Genomic DNA, 19,057 nt, shown 5'->3' with positions numbered 1-19,057 from the left:
CCTCTGTGGGTATCCATCATCACACCTGTGACGCTGGCGGCATGGCCTGGAACGGAGCTTCCTTGTCGGTGCGCTCCTTGGTGCTCCAGGCCGCACGGCCGACTTTAATGGCGTAGAACAGGATGCTGACCACCACGAACAGGAACAATATGGTCAGCCCGGCGTTGGTGTAAGCGTTGAAGATAACGTGCTGCATCTGGTCCATGGTTTTGGCCGGGGCAAGAATCTGACCGGCATCGGCCGCCGCGCTGTATTTCTTGGCCAGAGCCAGGAAACCTACCGCAGGGTTGGCGTCGAACAGCTTGATCAAACCAGCGGTCACGGTGCAGATCAGCAGCCAGACAGCGGGCAGCATGGTCACCCAGACATAGCGCTGACGCTTCATCTTGATCAGCACCACGCTGGCCAGCATCAGGGCGATACCGGCAAGCATCTGGTTGGAGATACCGAACAGCGGCCACAGGGTATTGATGCCGCCCAGCGGATCGATCACGCCCTGATAGAGCAGATAGCCCCACAATGCCACGCAACCGCCGGTACCGATGGCGTTGGCCGTCCACGACTCGGTGCGCTTCAGGGCCGGAACGAAGCTGCCCAGCAAGTCCTGCAGCATGAAGCGTCCGGCACGTGTACCGGCGTCGACTGCGGTCAGGATGAACAGTGCCTCAAACAGAATCGCGAAGTGGTACCAGAACGCCATGGTGTTTTCACCCGGCAGCACCTGATGGAGAATCTGCGCGATACCGACGGCCAGCGTCGGAGCACCACCGGCACGGGCCAGAACAGTGTTTTCACCGATGTCTTTCGCGACAGCGGTCAGTTGCTCCGGCGTGATGGCAAAGCCCCAGCTGGACACGGTCTGCGCAACGGTTACCACGTCACTGCCGACCACCGCAGCCGGGCTGTTCATGGCGAAGTACACGCCCGGCTCGATCACCGACGCGGCAACCATCGCCATGATGGCCACGAAGGACTCCATCAGCATGCCGCCGTAACCGATGTAACGGGCGTTCTTCTCGTTATCCAGCAGTTTGGGCGTCGTGCCCGACGAGATCAGTGCGTGGAAACCCGACACTGCACCGCAGGCAATGGTGATGAACAGGAACGGGAACAGTGCGCCCTTCCAGACCGGGCCTGTGCCGTTGGTGAACTGGGTCAGGGCCGGCATTTTCAGCTCGGGCGCCAGAATCAGGATGCCGATCGCGAGTGCCAGAATGGTGCCGATTTTCAGGAAGGTCGACAGGTAGTCACGGGGCGCAAGCAGCAGCCAGACCGGCAGCATGGCCGCTACAAAGCCATAACCGACCAGCATCCAGGTGATCTGCACGCCGGTAAACGTGAACATCGGCCCCCAGGTCGGATCCGCCGCAACCATGCCGCCGACCCAGATGGAGCCGAGCAACAGAATGACGCCGACGATGGAGATTTCACCAATGCGTCCTGGACGGATGTAGCGCATATAAATGCCCATGAACATCGCGATCGGGATCGTCGCCATGACCGTGAACATGCCCCACGGGCTCTCAGCCAGGGCCTTGACTACGATCAGCGCCAGCACCGCGAGGATGATGATCATGATCAGGAAACAGCCGAATAGTGCAATGGTGCCGGGAATACGGCCCATTTCCTCGCGGACCATGTCGCCCAACGAGCGTCCGTCACGGCGCGTCGAAAGGAACAGGATCATGAAGTCCTGCACCGCACCGGCCAGCACCACGCCGGCAATCAGCCAGAGCGTACCGGGCAGATAGCCCATTTGCGCTGCCAGTACCGGGCCTACCAGCGGGCCTGCGCCAGCAATGGCTGCAAAGTGGTGACCGAAGAGGATGTGTTTGTTGGTCGGCACATAGTCCAGACCGTCGTTGTTGACCACCGCCGGTGTCGCGCGCAGCGGATCGATCTGCATGACGTGAGTGGCGATGAAAAGACTGTAGTAACGATAGGCAACCAGGTAGATAGCTACCGCGGCGACCACGATCCACAAGGCGTTGATCGCCTCTCCGCGACGCAAGGCCACGACCCCAAGGGCACATGCCCCGACAATTGCGACGATGAGCCAGGGAACATGGCGCATCAGACTATTATTATTTTTCATTTTTTTATTCCAGCAGAGTTGACTAGAAGGCAAGCCATGCGAGTTTAGCGCCGGATCAGCGAAAGACCACCCCCAACCAAGGTCTAGGTCGAAATTTGATCAATTGCGGCAGATACCCGGCATAGAGGGCTGGAATGGCCTCGACAGATGGCGTTCCGATCACAAAACAGCGATGCAGAACTGTTCTGCAATTGCTTTCCGGTCTATCGTGCATGGATAACAGAATCGATCAGATAACGACCTGCCCGCTGACTCCGGTGGCGGTCACCAAGAGAGTTCATTCGATGACCGACTCACCCGAAGATCGCCGTCGTTTCAAACGCATTGCCTTTGATGCCAAGACCGATCTGAAGCAAGGCGACAAAAGCTGGAAAGTGCAACTGGTCGACCTGTCCCTCAAAGGGTTGCTGATCGACCGGCCTGATCCGTGGAACGGTGATCAGACGCAGCCCTTTGAAGTCGACATCATTCTGAGCAACGATGCCCATGTGAAAATGGATGTCGAAATCACCCATGACAACAACCGGCAACTGGGATTCGTTTGCCGGCACATTGGGCTGGAGTCAATCAGCCACCTTAGGCGGCTGGTCGAATTGAACCTCGGAGACCCCGAGGAACTGGATCGGGAACTGGCAGCCTTGATCGAACTGCAGGAATAATCCTCAGGGCGAAGTTACTCGAACAGCGCATCGAGGGCCTGTTCAAGTCGCGTAACGGCAATGATCTGCAAGCCGGGCGGCGCTTCTTTCGGCGCGTTGCCCTTGGGCACGATGGCGCGCTTGAAGCCGTGCTTGGCGGCCTCCTTGAGGCGCTCCTGGCCGCTGGGCACCGGCCTGACTTCACCGGAAAGCCCCACCTCACCGAACACCAGCAAGTCATGCGGCAGCGGACGATTGCGCAGGCTGGACATGACCGCCGCCATCAAGGCCAGGTCGGAGGCGGTTTCCAGCACTTTCACGCCGCCTACCACGTTGAGGAACACGTCCTGATCGTGAGTAGGAATGCCACCGTGACGGTGCAGGACTGCCAGCAGCATCGCCAGACGGTTCTGATCCAGTCCCAGCGTTACGCGGCGCGGGTTGGACATGTGACTGTCGTCCACCAGCGCCTGCACTTCCACCAGCATCGGCCGCGTGCCTTCCCAGGTGGCCATGACCACACTGCCTGGCACTTCTTCCTGCGCACGAGTGAGAAAGATCGCCGACGGGTTGGAGACTTCTTTCAGGCCCTTGTCGGTCATGCCGAACACGCCCAGCTCATTGACCGCGCCAAAGCGGTTCTTCACCGCTCGTAACAGGCGCAGGCGACCATCCGACTCGCCCTCGAAATACAGCACGGTGTCGACCATGTGCTCAAGCACACGCGGACCGGCCAGGGCGCCTTCCTTGGTGACGTGGCCGACCAGGAAGATCGCCGTGCCGCTCTGCTTGGCGTAACGCACCAGCAAGGCGGCGCTTTCACGAACCTGCGACACGCCGCCAGGGGCCGACTGCAGCTGTTCGGTGAAAATCGTCTGGATCGAATCGATCACCATCACCTTGGGCTTCTCGACCTTGGCAGTGGCAATGATGGTCTCGATGCAGGTTTCGGTCATGACCCGCAGCTTGTCCTGCGGCAGACCCAGGCGCCGGGCACGCATGGCAACCTGCTGTTGGGATTCCTCACCGGTGACATACAGCGCAGGCATGCGCTGGGCGATGTTGCACAGCGTCTGCAAGAGGATCGTTGACTTGCCGATGCCGGGGTCGCCGCCAATCAGAACCACCGAACCGTCAACCAGACCGCCGCCGAGTACCCTGTCCAGCTCGGTGGAGTTGGTGGAGAAGCGCGGGATTTCTTCGACGCTGACCTCCGCCAGGGTCCTGATCTGCGCCTGCGAACCGGTCCAGCCGGTACGCCCGGTGGGCGGCGCGGCGGCACCGCTTTCAATCATGGTCTCGACCAGTGTGTTCCAGGCACCGCATTCGCCACACTGGCCCGCCCACTTGGGAAATGTCGCGCCGCACTCGGTGCAGCCGTACAAGCGTTTGGCCTTGGCCATGACAACCCCAGTCGTTAGAAAACGCCCATGATAACGCAGGTTGCAACACCTGCCAGTCGCTGGGCGACGACTGCTTTTGAAAACCGGATAAAACTTACATGGACGACTCCGGTCGATTGAATGTGGCACGGGCGGCAACAGTACGTCTGGGCTACACTCATCCGGATCAAATTTATCTGCTACAAGGAATTACCCCATGAGCGTGCTTAAGGAATTCAAGGCATTCGCGGTCAAAGGCAACGTAGTTGATATGGCCGTCGGTATTATCATCGGCGCGGCATTCGGCAAGATCGTTTCCTCGTTCGTCGGCGATGTCATCATGCCGCCGCTGGGCCTGCTGATTGGTGGCGTGGACTTCAGCGACCTGGCCGTCACCCTGCGCCCCGCGCAAGGGACTGCACCTGCGGTACTGCTGGCGTACGGCAAGTTCATCCAGACCGTCCTCGACTTCATCATCGTCGCGTTCGCGATCTTCATGGGCGTCAAGGCCATCAACCGCCTGAAACGCGAAGAAGCCAAGGCACCTACCCTGCCGCCAACACCCTCCAAAGAAGAAGTCCTGCTGGGCGAGATACGCGACCTGCTCAAAGAGCAGAGCAAACCGGCAGCGCCCATTACCGTGGATCCTGCGCGTACGCTTTGATTGAGTAAGGCCTGCACCTGCAGGCCATAGGCCCTAAGCAGTGCTTTTCAACCGCGATGGCACTGACAACGCAGAGTGCGACGTAAGTGACGGCTGAGTCCTGGCGCTGATCCGGGGGTAGCCTGGCAGGACGCCAGGCTAGTCGCACCGCGCCATGGATGGCGCTTTGCGGCGACCCCCGGATCAGTGACAGGGCGAAGGAACCCGACGAAGTCGGGCCGGAAACGGAGCTAAGGACTTTGCTTACTTTGGTCCCTCAAAGTGAGTCGCCGAGGGGCGAAAAGGTGACCTGAGTCGAACCTCAATCTACCTGACATCACAGAACAGCTGTGTGACGCAGAGCGTCACGAACTGCATTCCCAAGCTGGAGCGTGAGGAACGATAGTTATGTGACTGTCGTGCCAATGCTCGGCACGACAGCCATCGTTAGCCGCCAACCCTCACCAATACGTCTCCACCGCCACCTGCCCAGGCTTGCGTGACAGGCTCAAGCGCATCTCGCGCTGCTTGAGAATCGCCCGAGTGTCATCAATCATCTGCGGATTACCGCAAAGCATCACCCGCGAATGCTCCGGCGTGAGAGCAATGCCGGCCGCGCGCTCCAGCTCCCCGTTTTCGATCAACTGCGTAATACGTCCATTCAATGCGCCCGGATGCTGCTCGCGGGTCACCGTGGCCAGAAACAGAAACTTGTCCGCGTATTCAGCCAGGTACTCACGCTGCATCAGCTCGGCAATCAACTGCTGATAAGCCAGCTCGCGCGACTCACGAACGCTGTACACCAGAATCACCCGCTCGAACTTCTCCCAGACCTCGAAATCCTGAAGGATCGACAGAAACGGTGCGACACCCGTCCCTGTGGATAACAGCCAGAGATCGCGCCCATCGACAAAGCGATCCAGGGTCAGATAACCAAACGCCTGCTTTTCCACCAACAGACTGTCGCCCTCACACAAGCGGCTCAACTCGCTGGTGAACTCGCCATCCGGCACCACGATGGAAAAGAACTCCAGAAACTCGTCATGCGGAGAAGAAACCATCGAGTAGGCACGCCATACGACTGAACCGTCGGCCTTGGTCACCCCGAGACGCGCAAACTGTCCGGCACGAAAGCGAAAACCGGGATCACGCGTGGTGCGCAGGGTAAACAGGTTCGCGGTCAGCGGCGTGACACGCTGCAGTGTCTGTCGGGTGAATTTGTCGTCACTGACGGTCATGGTGCGCTTTGAACTCCTGAATATGGAAAGCAGAGCCCAGTGTCCCGCAAAGCAGGCTCGATAAACACCGGCTGTTTGTGATGGATTACCCGGCAACGCGCTCTGCCGCTTAGAGTATTTGGTTCTTGGATCAGCCCTTCCCGGGTCGAACATCCACAGAGCCGATTACCCCGCCCCCTCTCGCGCGGGGGTTTCAGCCGACAGCCCGAGAATGCACTGCCAAGTGCCATCAGCCCATCCGTCCGGCCAATCCGCAGCCCGACGGATTGCGGTCTATTTGTTCCTAGACTGGATAAACACCCAGCAAGGTCTGTACACGTACTGCAAGGAGGCTACATGAACACAATGGACATAAATTTCTCACAGCCCTCGCCAGCAAAAAACCTGACTCAGAGAGAAATCGAAGTCCTCAAATGGTCCGCTGAAGGCAAAACAGCTGGCGACATCGCAATGATCCTCTGCCTGAAGGAGCGCACCATTCACTTCCACATTGCCAGCGCCATTCAAAAAATGGGCGTTTGCAACAAGACGGCTGCCGCCGTACAAGCCGCACTCAGCGGGATGTTCTGACAAAACGGGCAATCACCGCGTAATCAGACAGGTATCGAAACGAAAAAATACGTAAAATCGTCTGTCTCAGCGAGCCCACCTGTCATCGGGCTCACTGACATACCTTCGATTGCACAGAGTTCTCCCGCCAATGCCCCTGCTCATCAGTCCCTTCGCTGAACTTGATCTCATTCGCCAGCCCGAGCAACAGGATGAGCCCCTGCAGGCCTTCGATGCCGCTGACGAGTATCTGCTCAATCATGTTGCACAAACAGGGCTGAGCCTGCCAAGCCGGGTTCTGGTGCTCAATGACAGTTTCGGCGCGCTGGCGGCAAGTCTCGCGCCGCATGCCACGGTGATCAGCAGTACCGACTCGTTTCTGGCGGCACAGGCGCTGGAAAAGAATCTGGCGCGCAACGGCATGAGCTACGACGCAGTACCGCACATTCCGGCCAGCGAAGCGTTGCAGGGGCCATTCGACTGGGTGCTGATTCGTGTGCCCAAGACCCTGGCGCTCCTCGAGGAGCAACTGATACGCCTGCAAGGCCAGCTGGCCCCCGGCGCACGGGTTATCGCTGCAGCAATGGTCAAGCATTTGCCGCGTTCGGCTGGCGACTTGCTGGAGGAATATGTCGGACCGGTCCAGGCCTCGCTGGCAGTGAAAAAAGCCAGGCTGTTGTTTGCCACGCCACAGCCCATGGAAGTGCGCACCTCGCCCTACCCGACGCGCTACCGGCTGGATGAACCGGCCATCGAACTGCTCAACCATGCCAATGTGTTCTGCCGCGACGGGCTAGACATCGGCACCCGCGCTTTCCTGCCGCATCTGCCAAAAAATCTTGGCACGGCACGGGTCGCGGACCTGGGTTGCGGTAACGGCGTACTGGCCATCGCCAGTGCGCTGGACAACCCGCAGGCGCACTACACGCTGGTCGACGAGTCGTTCATGGCCGTGCAATCGGCAGCCGAGAACTGGCAAGCGACGCTGGGTGATCGCGCCGTACGGATTCAAGCAGGCGACGGTCTGGAGATGCAGGAGCCTGATTCGCTGGATGTGGTGCTGTGCAACCCGCCCTTCCACCAGCAACAAGTGGTCGGCGACTTTCTTGCCTGGCGGATGTTCCTTCAGGCCCGGGCCGCTCTGGTGACTGGCGGGGCGCTGTACATCGTCGGCAATCGCCACCTGGGTTATCACACCAAGCTGTCGCGCCTGTTCCGCGGCGTCGAACAAGTCGCCGCTACGCCGAAATTCGTGATCCTGAAAGCCCGCAAGTAACCCACGCCCACGGCACAAAAAAAGACCCCCTTGCCACGCGAGTGGCAAGAGGGTCGCAAAACGTGTCCGCAGACACGAACGGGAATTCAGTATCAGTGTGTCGTCAGGCCCGCTGCGCTCATGAACATGCGCATCAGGCTGGCCACGATGAACAGCGCGAATACGCTGCCCGCCCAGATTCCGACCAGCCAGGCCAGTCGTTGCCAGAGCGGCTTGCTCAGCGCCGGATCAGGATCGTGCATGGAATTTTTACCAGACATCGTCATTCTCCTCGGTTCGGACTAGTGATAACCGTCTGCAGCCGTCACCTTGCCGCGGAACACGTAATAGCTCCAGAAGGTGTAGCCCAGGATGAACGGAATGATGAACAGCGTGCCCACCAGCATGAAGCCCTGGCTCTGCGGCGGCGCGGCGGCGGTCCAGATCGATACCGACGGCGGGATGATGTTTGGCCACAGACTGATGCCCAGACCGCTGTAACCCAGGAAGATCAGCAACAGGGTCAGCAGAAACGGCGTGTAGTGGGCATTGCGGGCCACCGCCTTGAACAGACCATACATGGTCACCAGCACCAGAATCGGTACCGGCATGAACCAGAACAGGTTGGGCATGCTGAACCAGCGATGCGCGATATCAGCGTGGGCCAGCGGCGTCCACAGGCTGACCACGCCCATGACCGCGAGCACCGCAAGGGCCAGCGGACGCGCCAGATCATGCATCGCCTTCTGCAGCGAGCCTTCGGTTTTCATGATCAGCCAAGTGCAGCCCAGCAGCGCATAGGCGACGATCAAGGCCAGCCCGCAGAACATCGGGAACGGCGAGAGCCAGTCCAGCGAGCCCCCGGCAAACTGGCGATCGACCACCGGAATACCTTCAATGTAGGTACCCAGCGCCACGCCCTGGAAGAAGGTCGCAGCCAGCGAGCCGCCAATGAACGCCTTGTCCCACCAGTGGCGCTTCAGTTCGGTCGCCTTGAAGCGGAACTCGAATGCCACGCCACGGAAAATCAGGCCCATGAGCATGAACATCAGCGGCAGGTACAGCGCAGACAGGACCACCGAGTAGGCCAGCGGGAATGCGCCGAACAGTGCTGCACCGCCCAGCACCAGCCAGGTTTCGTTGCCGTCCCAGACCGGCGCGACGGTGTTCATCATCACGTCGCGGTCGGAACTGTCTTTCATGAACGGGAAGAGAATCCCGATACCCAGATCGAAGCCGTCCATCACCACGTACATCATGATGCCGAAGACGATGATGATGGCCCAGATCAGCGGAAGATCGATACCCATGGCTTAAATCCCCTTGCCGTGACGGTCAAGATTGTCGCCATCTTCTTCGCCTTCAACAGCGGCGGAGAGTGGACGGGCCGGTGTACGTTGCTGGCCGGGACCACCGTGAGGCACATGTTCGACATAGGCCTTCGGCCCTTTGCGAACCAGACGCATCATGTAGCCAAGGCCTGTGCCGAAGAGCACGAAGTAGACGACCACGAACAGCACTAGGGTGATGCTCATCTGCGCCACGCTGTGCCCGGACGAGGCATCGGCGGTACGCATCAGGCCGTACACGACCCACGGCTGACGACCGATTTCGGTGGTGAACCAGCCGGCGAGAATCGCGATCAGACCAGACGGCCCCATCCACAACGCCAGGTACAGGAACGGACGCGAGTTATACAGCGTGCCGCGCTTGCGCAGCCACAGGCTCCACAGGCCGGTGAAGATCATCAGCATGCCAAGGGCGACCATGACCCGGAACGACCAGAACACGATCGTCGAATTAGGGCGATCCTCGGGCTTGAACTCCTTGAGCGCAGGCACCTGCTTGTCGAGACTGTGGGTCAGGATCAGGCTGCCCAGGTACGGAATTTCCACCGCGTACTTGGTTCGTTCTTCCTTCATGTCGGGAATGCCGAACAGGATAAGCGGGGTCGGTTCGTCACCGACGTTCTCCCAGTGACCTTCGATAGCCGCAATCTTCGCAGGCTGATGCTTGAGCGTATTCAGACCGTGGAAGTCACCGACGACAGCCTGGACAGGCGCGACCAGCAGGGCCATCCACATGGCCATCGAGAGCATCTTGCGCACCGCAGGTGTGTCGCGGCCCCGCAACAGGTGCCAGGCGGCCGACGAACCGACGAAGAACGCCGTCGCCACGAACGCGGCAATGGCCATGTGCGTCAGACGATAAGGGAACGACGGGTTGAAGACCACGGCGAACCAGTCAGTGGGAATGATCCGACCGTCGATGATCTCGAACCCTTGCGGTGTCTGCATCCAGCTGTTGGACGACAGAATCCAGAAGGTGGAGATCAGCGTGCCGATGGCAACCATTACCGTGGAGAAGAAGTGCAGTCTGCGGCCGACACGATTCCAGCCGAACAGCATCACACCGAGGAAGCCCGCTTCCAGGAAGAACGCGGTCAGCACCTCGTAGGTCAGCAGCGGCCCGGTCACAGCACCTGCGAAGTCGGAGAAGCGGCTCCAATTGGTGCCGAACTGGTAGGCCATGACAAGCCCGGAAACCACGCCCATGCCGAAGTTGACTGCAAAAATCTTCGACCAGAAGTGGTACAGGTCACGGTAGACGTCATCGCGGGTCTTCAGCCACAGACCTTCGAGCACAGCCAGGTAACTTGCCAGACCGATGGTGATGGCAGGAAACAGAATGTGGAACGAAATCGTGAATGCGAACTGAATCCGGGCGAGATCTATAGCCTCTAAACCGAACATAAGATGTTCCTCTCTCAGATGAAACGTGCTGCCGGCCACAAGCCAACAGCGATTGCCCCCACGGTAATGAGTGCTTGTGTTTCTTTATTCTGGCGTTTCCAAAAGCGAAAACGCTGGTCGATGCACTGATCATTGACTTAACGCAATGACGCAGATCAATCGACCATCAAAGAGTAGTCCTGTTCAGCCATTAAAGTTGTGTGGTCTATTGTCGCGTGGCGGTTTGTCTCACCTGCAGAGCAAGTGCAGACGCTGAGCCCTTCCGGACACCTATCGTTCCTCACGCTCGGTGTGGGAATGCAGCTCGTGACGCTGCGCGTCACATCTGCGCCGCACCGCCTGCACAAGAGGACGCAGAGCGCCACCCACTGCGTGCCAATGCAGAGCATTGGCACGATAGGCAGTTGGCTGTGCGTTTACTGTTACAACAGCTTATCCAGCGTGATCGGAAACTCGCGGATCCGTTTGCCGGTGGCGTGATAGATCGCGTTGGCAATCGCTGCCGGCACACCCACGATGCCGATCTCGCCGACGCCCTTGGAACCCAGCGCGTTGACGATGTCGTCGTGCTCTTCGACAAACAGCACGTCGATATCACCAATGTCAGCGTTCACCGGGATGTGGTACTCGGCCAGGCTGTGGTTCATCGGACGGCCCAGGTCGTGGTCAAGCATCGCCTCTTCCTGAAGTGCCATGCCCATGCCCCAGACAACGCCACCCAGAATCTGACTGCGCGCCATTTTCGGGTTCACGACCCTGCCCGCTGCGACGGCACTGACCACACGATTGACCTTGATAGTGCCCAGATCCTCGTCGACCAGCACTTCGACGAACACCGCCGAGTGCGTGGCTGCCGCATAGGCTTCGCGCTTCTTGTCCGGCTCGGCGTCGACTTGCACCTCAATGACACCATGGGCCTGAGACGCTGCCAGTTCAGCCATCGATAGCGCCTGGTCGCCGACATACAGCTTGCCCGCTTCGAAGCGAACCTCATCCGGCGTCACAGAAGCGAATTGCGGATGCAGCCCTTTGGCAACTTCCAGTACCTGACGCTGCAACGCCTGGCAGGCCTGTTGCACCGCAGTACCGACTGAAGACACCGTGAACGAGCCGCCCTGCAACGGCGCAGTCGGCAACGAAGAGTCGCCCAGCAGGAAGCTGACGTTATCCACCTCGATACCCGACGACTCTGCAGCGATCTGCGTCATGACGGTATAAGTGCCGGTGCCGATGTCGGTGGTAGCACTGCTGACCACCAGCTTGCCGTCCGCTTGCAGGCGCGCCTTGGCGCTGGCCTTCATCTGCATGGCCTCCCAGACACCACCCGCCATGCCCCAGCCGACCAGTTGACGGCCCTGACGCATGCTGCGGGGCTCAGGGTTGCGGCTGGACCAGCCAAAGCGTTCGGCACCCTGGGCGTAGCATTCGCGCAATTCCTTGCTCGAATACGGCTTGTCTTCGTTGCCATTGCGCTCGGCGTAGTTGGTCAGGCGCAGGCGCACCGGGTCGATGGCCAAGGCGTAAGCCAGTTCGTCCATGGCGCATTCCAGGCCGATCATGCCCAGGGCAGCACCGGGCGCACGCATGTCGAGCGGCGTAAAGACGTCCAGCGGCACCAGTTTGTAGGTCAACTGCACGTTGTCGCAGTGGTAGAGCATGCCGCTCCACTCCACGACGTGCTCGCTGAAGTCCTCGAAGCGCGAAGTCTGCCCGATGGCCTCATGACCGACCGCCAGCAAACGACCGTTGGCAGCCGCGCCCAGACGCAGGCGCTGAACAGTGCGCGGGCGATAACCGAAGGTGAACATCTGCTGCCGGGTCAGCGTCAGGCGCACGGAGCGCTTGAGGTGCAGTGCAGCCATCACCGCCAGCGGCAACTGATACTGCGGGCGCAGGCCAGAACCGAAAGCACCACCGACAAAGGCGGCCAGCACACGGATCTTGTCCTTTTCCAGGCCGAAGACCTTGTGCAGGTAGTCCTGACAGTTTTGCGTGCCTTGGGTCTTGTCGTGAATCTGCAAGCTGCCGTCGGCCCGATACAGGACGGTCGATGCATGCGGTTCCATCGGGTTGTGGTATTCGCTGGGCGTGCTGTACGTCACGTCCACGCTCAACGCCGAGCTGGCAAGTTCACCTTCGAAGTTGCCACGCGGCGGCGGCAATTCGGCAGGCGCTTTGTAGGCCGTATCGAGCATGGCCTGCAGATCGGTCTGGTGCTCCTGCTGCTCGTATTCGATACGCACCAGCGAGCCGGCGTGCCGCGCCAGCTCCAGCGTATCGGCGACGACCAGCGCGAGTGGTTGGCCGCTGTACATCACGTTGTCGTTGTAAAAAGGACGAAACGGCGAACCGTCGGCCGAATCGGCGTCCTCATAGTTTTCGTCGTAACTGGCCAGCCACGGACGATTGGTGTGGTCAATGACAGCGACCACACCCGGAACCTTCAACGCTTCGCTTGTATCGATGCTGGCGACGCGACCGTTGGCGATGGTGCTGGAGACCACGCTGCCATACAGCAACCCTTCCTCAGGGTATTCGCCGGCGTAACGTGCGCCACCGGTCACTTTCAATAGGCCGTCGACGCGGTCCACAGGCTTGCCCATTGGCGAAAATGGCTGGTTCATTGGGCGCTCCCTCCTGTTGCGGCATCGCTCAGGGCACGGATGATCGCGCGGCGGGCCAGTCTGACTTTGAAACCGTTGTGCTCCAGAGGCTGGGCATCTTCCAGCATGGCGTCCGCGGCAGCGGCGAAGTTCTCGCGGGTGACCGGCTTGCCGACCAACAGTGTTTCGACGGCCTTGTCGCGCCACGGCTTGTGCGCGACACCGCCCAATGCCAGACGCACGTTGCGAATCACGTCGCCGTCCAGATCGATGGCGGCAGCCACCGATATCAGGGCAAACGCGTAGGACGCACGGTCGCGGATCTTCAGATAAGCGTTGTGGCTGACAAAGCCGTTTGCAGGCAGCTCGACGGCGACAATCAACTCATCGTCAGCCAACTGATTGTCACGTTGCGGCGCATCACCTGGCAGGCGATGGAAATCCGCGAACTCGATGGTGCGGCGACCGGCACGTCCCTGAACATGCACCACGGCTTCCAGCGCAGCGAGGGCCACGCACATGTCGGATGGGTGAGTCGCGACGCAGTCCTCGCTGGCACCAAGGATCGCGTGAATGCGATTAAGGCCCGTGCGCGCCGGGCAGCCACTGCCCGGCTCGCGCTTGTTGCACGGCACGCCGGTGTCATAGAAGTAGTAGCAGCGGGTGCGTTGCAGCAGGTTACCGCCGGTACTGGCCATGTTGCGCAGCTGCGGCGAAGCACCGGCCAGCACCGCTTTGCTCAACAGCGGGTAACGCGCTTCGATCAGCGGGTGGTAGGCCAGGTCGGCGTTGCTGACCAACGCACCGATCATCAGACCGCCCGAGGCAGTCTCACTGACATCCCTTAAAGGCAGGCCAGTGATGTCGATCAGGTGCTCTGGCGTGGCGACGTTTTCTTTCATCAGGTCAAGCAGATTGGTGCCGCCCGCAATGAAACGCGTGGCCGGTCCGCTCAGGTTGACCGCCGCAGTGATGTCGGTCGGCTTGCTGTAGGTAAACGGATTCATGCATTCACCTCCGGCTTCGGCGCTGCATTGTGGAACTGAGGCAGCGCCTCTTCGACGGCGGCGAGGATATTGCTGTAGGCACCGCAGCGGCACAGGTTACCGCTCATCAGTTCCTGAATCTCGGCACGCGTGCTGGCGCGCCCCTCATTGGCAAGCCCGACAGCCGAGCAGATTTGCCCGGGCGTGCAGTAGCCGCACTGGAACGCATCGTTCTTGATGAACGCCTGCTGCATGGGGTGCAACTGGTCGCCATCGGCCAGGCCTTCAATGGTGGTCAGCTCGGCGCCGTCACACATGATCGCCAGCGTCAGGCAGGCATTGATGCGCGTGCCGTCGCGCAGTACGGTACATGCACCGCACTGGCCGTGGTCGCAGCCTTTCTTGGTGCCGACCAGATCGAGCTGATCGCGCAGCAGGTCAAGCAAGGTGGTCCAGGGCAGCACATCCAGTTGGCGGAGCTGTCCGTTCAGGGTCAGGGAAATCGCGTGGGTGGCGAAGTCCTGGGGATTCGGGGTCGTTGCACTCATGGAAACCTCACGGTAGGCGGTCACTTAGCGCACTTTTTATGCGTCTTAAGGGGTGGGACTTCGCGAGGTTTGCAACGTTCAGGCTTTCTTGATGAGCGTACTTGTCATCGAAAGGCCTTCATCCACAGGCAGCCATCCCGCCAAGCTGCTGGTATGATGCGCGGCTTTTTCCGACCCGCAAAAATCAAACGGGCTGCCCTGCAGTCTGTGCATTGCTGTTGGAGTCGATCATTCACGACGCGCGCCGCGTCACGGAGAGCCAGACATGCTGGAAAGGCTGTTTCAACTCAAGGCACACAACACCAACGTGCGGACCGAGATTCTTGCGGGCGTCACGACTTTCCTGGCGATGGCTTACATCCTGTTCGTCAACCCGAGCATCCTCGGCGAAACCGGCATGGACAAGGGCGCGGTATTCGTCGCCACCTGCCTGGCAGCGGCCATCGGCTCGACGGTGATGGGCCTGATCGCCAACTACCCGATTGCTCTGGCACCGGGCATGGGCCTGAACGCCTTCTTTACCTACACCGTGGTCCTGCACATGGGCCACAGCTGGCAGGTAGCGCTGGGCGCGGTGTTCATTTCAGCGGTGATGTTCTTCATCCTGTCGATCTTCCGCATCCGTGAATGGATCATCAACAGCATTCCCCTCCCCCTGCGTTCGGCGATTGCGGCCGGTATCGGCCTGTTTCTGGCGCTGATCGCCCTGCATAACGCAGGTATCGTGGTCAGCAACCCGGCGACCATGGTCGGCATTGGCGATCTCAAGCAGCCCGCCCCGGTACTGGCGACGCTGGGCTTCTTTCTGATCGTGGCCCTGGACTACCTCAAGGTGCGCGGCGCCGTGCTGATCGGCATCCTAGCGGTGACCTTGGTGTCCATCGCCTTGGGCTTCTCGCCGTTTGGCGGTGTGGTGTCGATGCCGCCTTCGCTGGCACCGACCTTCATGCAACTGGACATCATGGGTGCGCTGGACGTCGGTCTGGTCAGCATCATCTTCGCCTTCCTGTTCGTCGACATCTTCGACAACTCCGGCACCCTGATCGGCGTGGCCAAACGCGCCGGGCTGATGGGCAAGGACGGGCACATGCCGAAGATGGGCCGTGCGCTGATCGCCGACAGTACTGCCGCGATGGCCGGCTCCCTGCTGGGCACCTCGACCACTACCAGCTACATCGAGTCGGCTGCGGGCGTCAGCGCCGGTGGCCGCACAGGTCTGACTGCCGTGGTGGTCGCCGTGCTGTTTCTGCTGGCGCTGTTCTTCGCTCCACTGGCCGGCAGCGTGCCCGCCTTCGCGACCGCACCCGCGCTGCTGTTCGTCGCCGTGTTGATGGCGTCCGGCATGGCGGAAATCGACTGGGATGACATCACGGTCGCAGCGCCAGTAGTCATCACGGCCCTGGCCATGCCATTCACCTACTCCATCGCCAACGGCATTGCCTTTGGCTTCATTTCCTGGACAGCGATCAAGCTGCTGTCGGGACGCTGGCGCGAGCTGAATTCGGCGCTGGTGATCCTGTCGATCCTGTTCGTGATCAAGCTGGGCTGGTTCAACGCATGAGTGTTCCCTTCGACCCTGCGAGCTACGACCGTCAGCTCGAAGAAAAAACCGTCCGCCTGCGCGAGTTGCTGGCACCGTTCGATGCACCCGAACCGCAGGTGTTCGACTCGCCACGCGAACACTATCGGCTGCGCGCCGAGTTCCGCCTGTGGCGCGAAGACCAGAAGCGCTACTACGCGATGTTCGCACCGGGCGACAACAGGACACCGATCCTGCTCGAAGGCCTGCCGATCGCCAGCGAGCGCATCAACGCGCTGATGCCGGTGCTGCGCGAGCGCTGGGAAGCCAGCCCGACGTTGAACCACAAGCTGTTTCAGGTGGACTTCCTGACCACGCTGGCAGGCGACGCGATGATTACCCTGTGCTATCACCGCCCGCTGGACGCCGAATGGCAGGCCGCAGCCGAGCAACTGGCCGCCGAACTGGACGTCAGCCTGATTGGCCGTTCCAAGGGTCAGAAGCTGGTCATCGGCCATGATTACGTGACCGAGAAGCTCGACGTGGCTGGCCGCACCTTCAGCTACCGGCAACCGGAAGGCGCTTTCACCCAGCCCAACGGCACGGTGAACGGCAAGATGCTCAACTGGGCCTTCGATGCGCTGGGCGAGCGGCAGGACGACCTGCTGGAGCTGTATTGCGGCAATGGCAACTTCACCCTGCCGCTGGCCACCCGCGTACGCAAGGTGCTGGCGACCGAAATCAGCAAGACCTCGGTCAATGCGGCGCTGAGCAACCTGGATGACAACGGCGTGGACAACGTCACGCTGGTGCGCCTGTCCGCCGAAGAACTGACCGAAGCCCTGAATGAAGTGCGCCCGTTCCGCCGTCTGCACGGTGTGGACTTGAAGAGCTACGATTTCGGCAGCGTGTTCGTCGACCCGCCCCGCGCCGGCATGGACCCGGACACCTGCGAACTGACCCGGCGCTTCGAGCGCATTCTGTACATATCCTGCAACCCGGAAACCCTGGCAGCCAACATCGCCCAACTGCACGACACCCACAGGGTCGAGCGCTGCGCACTGTTCGATCAGTTTCCGTACACCCACCACATGGAATCGGGTGTGCTGCTGGTTAGGCGCTGAGGATGTTTGGGTTATCGTGCCGATGCTCCGCGTCGGCATGCCGTTCTTGACGCTCTGCGTCCTATCCTGAACATGCGGCGCGACGCAGATCTGTGACGCAGAGCGTCACCCACGGCATTCCCACGCTGGAGCGTGCGGAACGATAACCTCGACTATCGTGCGGCGCTCTGCGTCGCATGCCTTTCTGGACGCTCTGCGTCCTCTTGCAACGCGGAGCGTCGTGAAATGCATTCCCACTGGAGCGTGAGGAACGAGAGTTCTTTCATACCCGTCACTGCGAAACTGTCAGAATATTTATTAGCTTCCTATCGATACGCTGGGGTATAAACCAAAAACCTGAATCAGCTGCTTCAATGGGATCCTTTTTCTTGAGCTCCGAGCCTTCCGCGCCTTCTGCACCGGTCAAGTTGTCCAGCCAGCCCGGTTTCGTCAGTTTTATCCTCTCGCGTCTGATGGCCGTGTTTGCCATGCAGATTCAGGCGGTGGTCGTTGCCTGGCAGGTTTATGACATGACCCGCGAGCCAATGGCGCTGGCCTATGTGGGTCTTGCTCAGTTCATTCCCATGTTGCTGCTGTTGATGCCTGCCGGGGATCTAATCGACCGCTACAACCGCAAGGTCATCCTGATGCTCAGTTGGGGTGTGCAGGCGATCTGTGGCGTCATTCTGCTGGTGTTCTCGGCGCTGAAGCTGCAAGACCTGCGGCTGATCTACGGCGCGCTGATGCTGTACGGCTGCGCCCGCGCCTTTACCGGTCCGGCGCTGCAAAGCCTGTTGCCGCAGATTGTCCCGCGCGACCAACTGGCCTCGGCCATCGCCACCAACAGCGTGATCATGCGCTGCTCGACCGTTGGTGGCCCACTGATCGGTGGCTATCTGTACTGGCTGGGCGGCGCAGAGCTGACGTATTCGGTCTGCGTCGCAGCATTCATTGCCGGCATCCTGTTTCTGGCCCCCGTGGCAACGCCCTTTGCCGGTAAACCGGTGGAACTGGGCTCCAGCGCCTGGGGCCGGTTCACCGCTGGTATTGCCTTCATTCGCTCGCGGCCGATCATCCTTGGCACCATTTCGCTGGACCTGTTCGCCGTGCTGCTCGGCGGCGTGGTGGCGCTGCTGCCGATCTACGCCCATGAAGTGCTGCACCTCGGGCCGCAAGGGCTGGGCATGTTACGTGCGTCGATGAGCCTGGGTGAACTGGGCGTCGGCATTTACCTGAGCATGCGCCCGTTGCAGCGCAACGTCGGCATGACCATGTTTCTCGCCGTCGGCCTGTTCGGCGTAGCGAATCTGGTGTTTGCACTGTCGACACTGTTCTGGCTGTCGTGCCTGGCCCTGCTGATCGCGGGCGCGGCCGACATGGTCAGCGTATTCATCCGTTCGGCGCTGGTGCAGTTCTCGACGCCGGACAACATGCGCGGCCGGGTCAATGCGGTGAACATGCTGTTCATTGGCTCCTCCAACGAGCTGGGCGAGTTCCGCGCAGGCACCAGCGCCTCGCTGGTCGGCGCAATCCCTGCCGCAATTCTGGGGGGTGTCTGCACGCTGGGCGTGGTCGGCGCCTGGATGACGGGCTTCAAATCGTTGCGCCAGGTCGACCGTTTTGCCGACGCCTCGCCGCCGGACGTGCTCAACGCGCAGCCCGTGAAACAGGCCTGACAGCGGCAGGTTTCAGCAAAACACAGCCACGGCACAGCTTGCGCGAACCAATCAGCCCCGTTACACCTC

At 60.5% G+C, this 19,057-nt stretch carries 16 protein-coding genes; 7 read left to right on the top strand and 9 right to left on the bottom strand.

Translation table 11 applies throughout. From position 1 onward, the window contains the following. Positions 1-19: 19 nt before the first annotated feature. Positions 20-2,095, bottom strand: coding sequence for a carbon starvation CstA family protein (locus JOE34_RS10465; protein WP_004416062.1), 2,076 nt, complete (start codon positions 2,093-2,095; stop codon positions 20-22). Between the two features lie 284 nt (positions 2,096-2,379). On the opposite strand from JOE34_RS10465, the gene JOE34_RS10460 reads away from it, so the two are divergent. Continuing rightward, positions 2,380-2,754, top strand: coding sequence for a PilZ domain-containing protein (locus JOE34_RS10460; RefSeq protein WP_003313806.1), 375 nt, complete (start codon positions 2,380-2,382; stop codon positions 2,752-2,754). A 14-nt stretch (positions 2,755-2,768) separates the two neighbouring features. Here JOE34_RS10460 and radA read toward each other — a convergent pair whose 3' ends face one another. Further along, the gene (gene radA, locus JOE34_RS10455) at positions 2,769-4,136 is read right to left on the bottom strand and encodes a DNA repair protein RadA (protein ID WP_024664007.1); all 1,368 of its coding nucleotides are present in this window, start codon (positions 4,134-4,136) and stop codon (positions 2,769-2,771) included. A 196-nt stretch (positions 4,137-4,332) separates the two neighbouring features. Between radA and mscL the strand changes: the two genes are divergently transcribed. Continuing rightward, positions 4,333-4,779 (top strand): large-conductance mechanosensitive channel protein MscL, encoded by a 447-nt coding sequence (gene mscL / locus JOE34_RS10450; RefSeq protein ID WP_003313807.1) that lies wholly within the window; start codon positions 4,333-4,335, stop codon positions 4,777-4,779. Between the two features lie 440 nt (positions 4,780-5,219). Here the strand turns inward: mscL and JOE34_RS10445 are convergent, their stop codons facing one another. After that, positions 5,220-5,996: a ferredoxin--NADP reductase gene (locus JOE34_RS10445; protein ID WP_209995708.1), complete on the bottom strand. Its 777-nt coding sequence runs from the start codon at positions 5,994-5,996 to the stop codon at positions 5,220-5,222. Positions 5,997-6,332: 336 nt separating this feature from the next. On the opposite strand from JOE34_RS10445, the gene JOE34_RS10440 reads away from it, so the two are divergent. Further along, positions 6,333-6,566, top strand: coding sequence for a helix-turn-helix transcriptional regulator (locus tag JOE34_RS10440; RefSeq protein WP_003340758.1), 234 nt, complete (start codon positions 6,333-6,335; stop codon positions 6,564-6,566). 130 nt (positions 6,567-6,696) lie between these two features. After that, positions 6,697-7,821: a methyltransferase gene (locus JOE34_RS10435; RefSeq protein WP_024664035.1), complete on the top strand. Its 1,125-nt coding sequence runs from the start codon at positions 6,697-6,699 to the stop codon at positions 7,819-7,821. 92 nt (positions 7,822-7,913) lie between these two features. Here JOE34_RS10435 and JOE34_RS10430 read toward each other — a convergent pair whose 3' ends face one another. From JOE34_RS10430 to JOE34_RS10405, 6 genes are all read right to left on the bottom strand, one after another. Next, a complete protein-coding gene (locus JOE34_RS10430; protein ID WP_002555239.1) occupies positions 7,914-8,081 on the bottom strand; it encodes a DUF2474 domain-containing protein in 168 nt (55 codons plus the stop codon). Between the two features lie 21 nt (positions 8,082-8,102). Further along, on the bottom strand, positions 8,103-9,110 hold the full coding sequence (gene cydB, locus JOE34_RS10425; protein ID WP_003396217.1) for a cytochrome d ubiquinol oxidase subunit II: 1,008 nt from the start codon (positions 9,108-9,110) through the stop codon (positions 8,103-8,105). A gap of 3 nt (positions 9,111-9,113) precedes the next feature. Further along, on the bottom strand, positions 9,114-10,553 hold the full coding sequence (locus tag JOE34_RS10420; RefSeq protein ID WP_003396216.1) for a cytochrome ubiquinol oxidase subunit I: 1,440 nt from the start codon (positions 10,551-10,553) through the stop codon (positions 9,114-9,116). Between the two features lie 422 nt (positions 10,554-10,975). After that, positions 10,976-13,177, bottom strand: a complete 2,202-nt coding sequence (locus tag JOE34_RS10415) for a xanthine dehydrogenase family protein molybdopterin-binding subunit (RefSeq protein ID WP_209995706.1) — start codon at positions 13,175-13,177, stop codon at positions 10,976-10,978. Continuing rightward, a complete protein-coding gene (locus JOE34_RS10410; protein WP_209995704.1) occupies positions 13,174-14,163 on the bottom strand; it encodes a xanthine dehydrogenase family protein subunit M in 990 nt (329 codons plus the stop codon). Before JOE34_RS10410 ends, JOE34_RS10415 begins: the two co-directional genes overlap by 4 nt. Next, complete coding sequence (locus JOE34_RS10405; RefSeq protein ID WP_003368718.1) at positions 14,160-14,690, bottom strand: (2Fe-2S)-binding protein; 531 nt, start codon at positions 14,688-14,690, stop codon at positions 14,160-14,162. Before JOE34_RS10405 ends, JOE34_RS10410 begins: the two co-directional genes overlap by 4 nt. Before the next feature lie 265 nt (positions 14,691-14,955). Between JOE34_RS10405 and JOE34_RS10400 the strand changes: the two genes are divergently transcribed. The 3 genes from JOE34_RS10400 (at position 14,956) to JOE34_RS10390 (ending at position 18,988) form a co-directional block, all read left to right on the top strand. Continuing rightward, on the top strand, positions 14,956-16,251 hold the full coding sequence (locus JOE34_RS10400) for an NCS2 family permease (protein ID WP_209995695.1): 1,296 nt from the start codon (positions 14,956-14,958) through the stop codon (positions 16,249-16,251). Further along, positions 16,248-17,333: a tRNA (uridine(54)-C5)-methyltransferase TrmA gene (gene trmA / locus JOE34_RS10395; protein WP_003399943.1), complete on the top strand. Its 1,086-nt coding sequence runs from the start codon at positions 16,248-16,250 to the stop codon at positions 17,331-17,333. Before JOE34_RS10400 ends, trmA begins: the two co-directional genes overlap by 4 nt. A gap of 368 nt (positions 17,334-17,701) precedes the next feature. Then, entirely contained in the window at positions 17,702-18,988 is a 1,287-nt protein-coding gene (locus JOE34_RS10390; RefSeq protein ID WP_046266174.1) for an MFS transporter, read from the top strand. Positions 18,989-19,057 lie beyond the last annotated feature (69 nt).

This window comes from Pseudomonas sp. PvP028, assembly GCF_017832255.1.
In the GTDB taxonomy this organism is placed as follows: Bacteria; Pseudomonadota; Gammaproteobacteria; order Pseudomonadales; family Pseudomonadaceae; genus Aquipseudomonas; species Aquipseudomonas syringae.
This window is presented reverse-complemented; position numbering and strand designations above follow the sequence as displayed.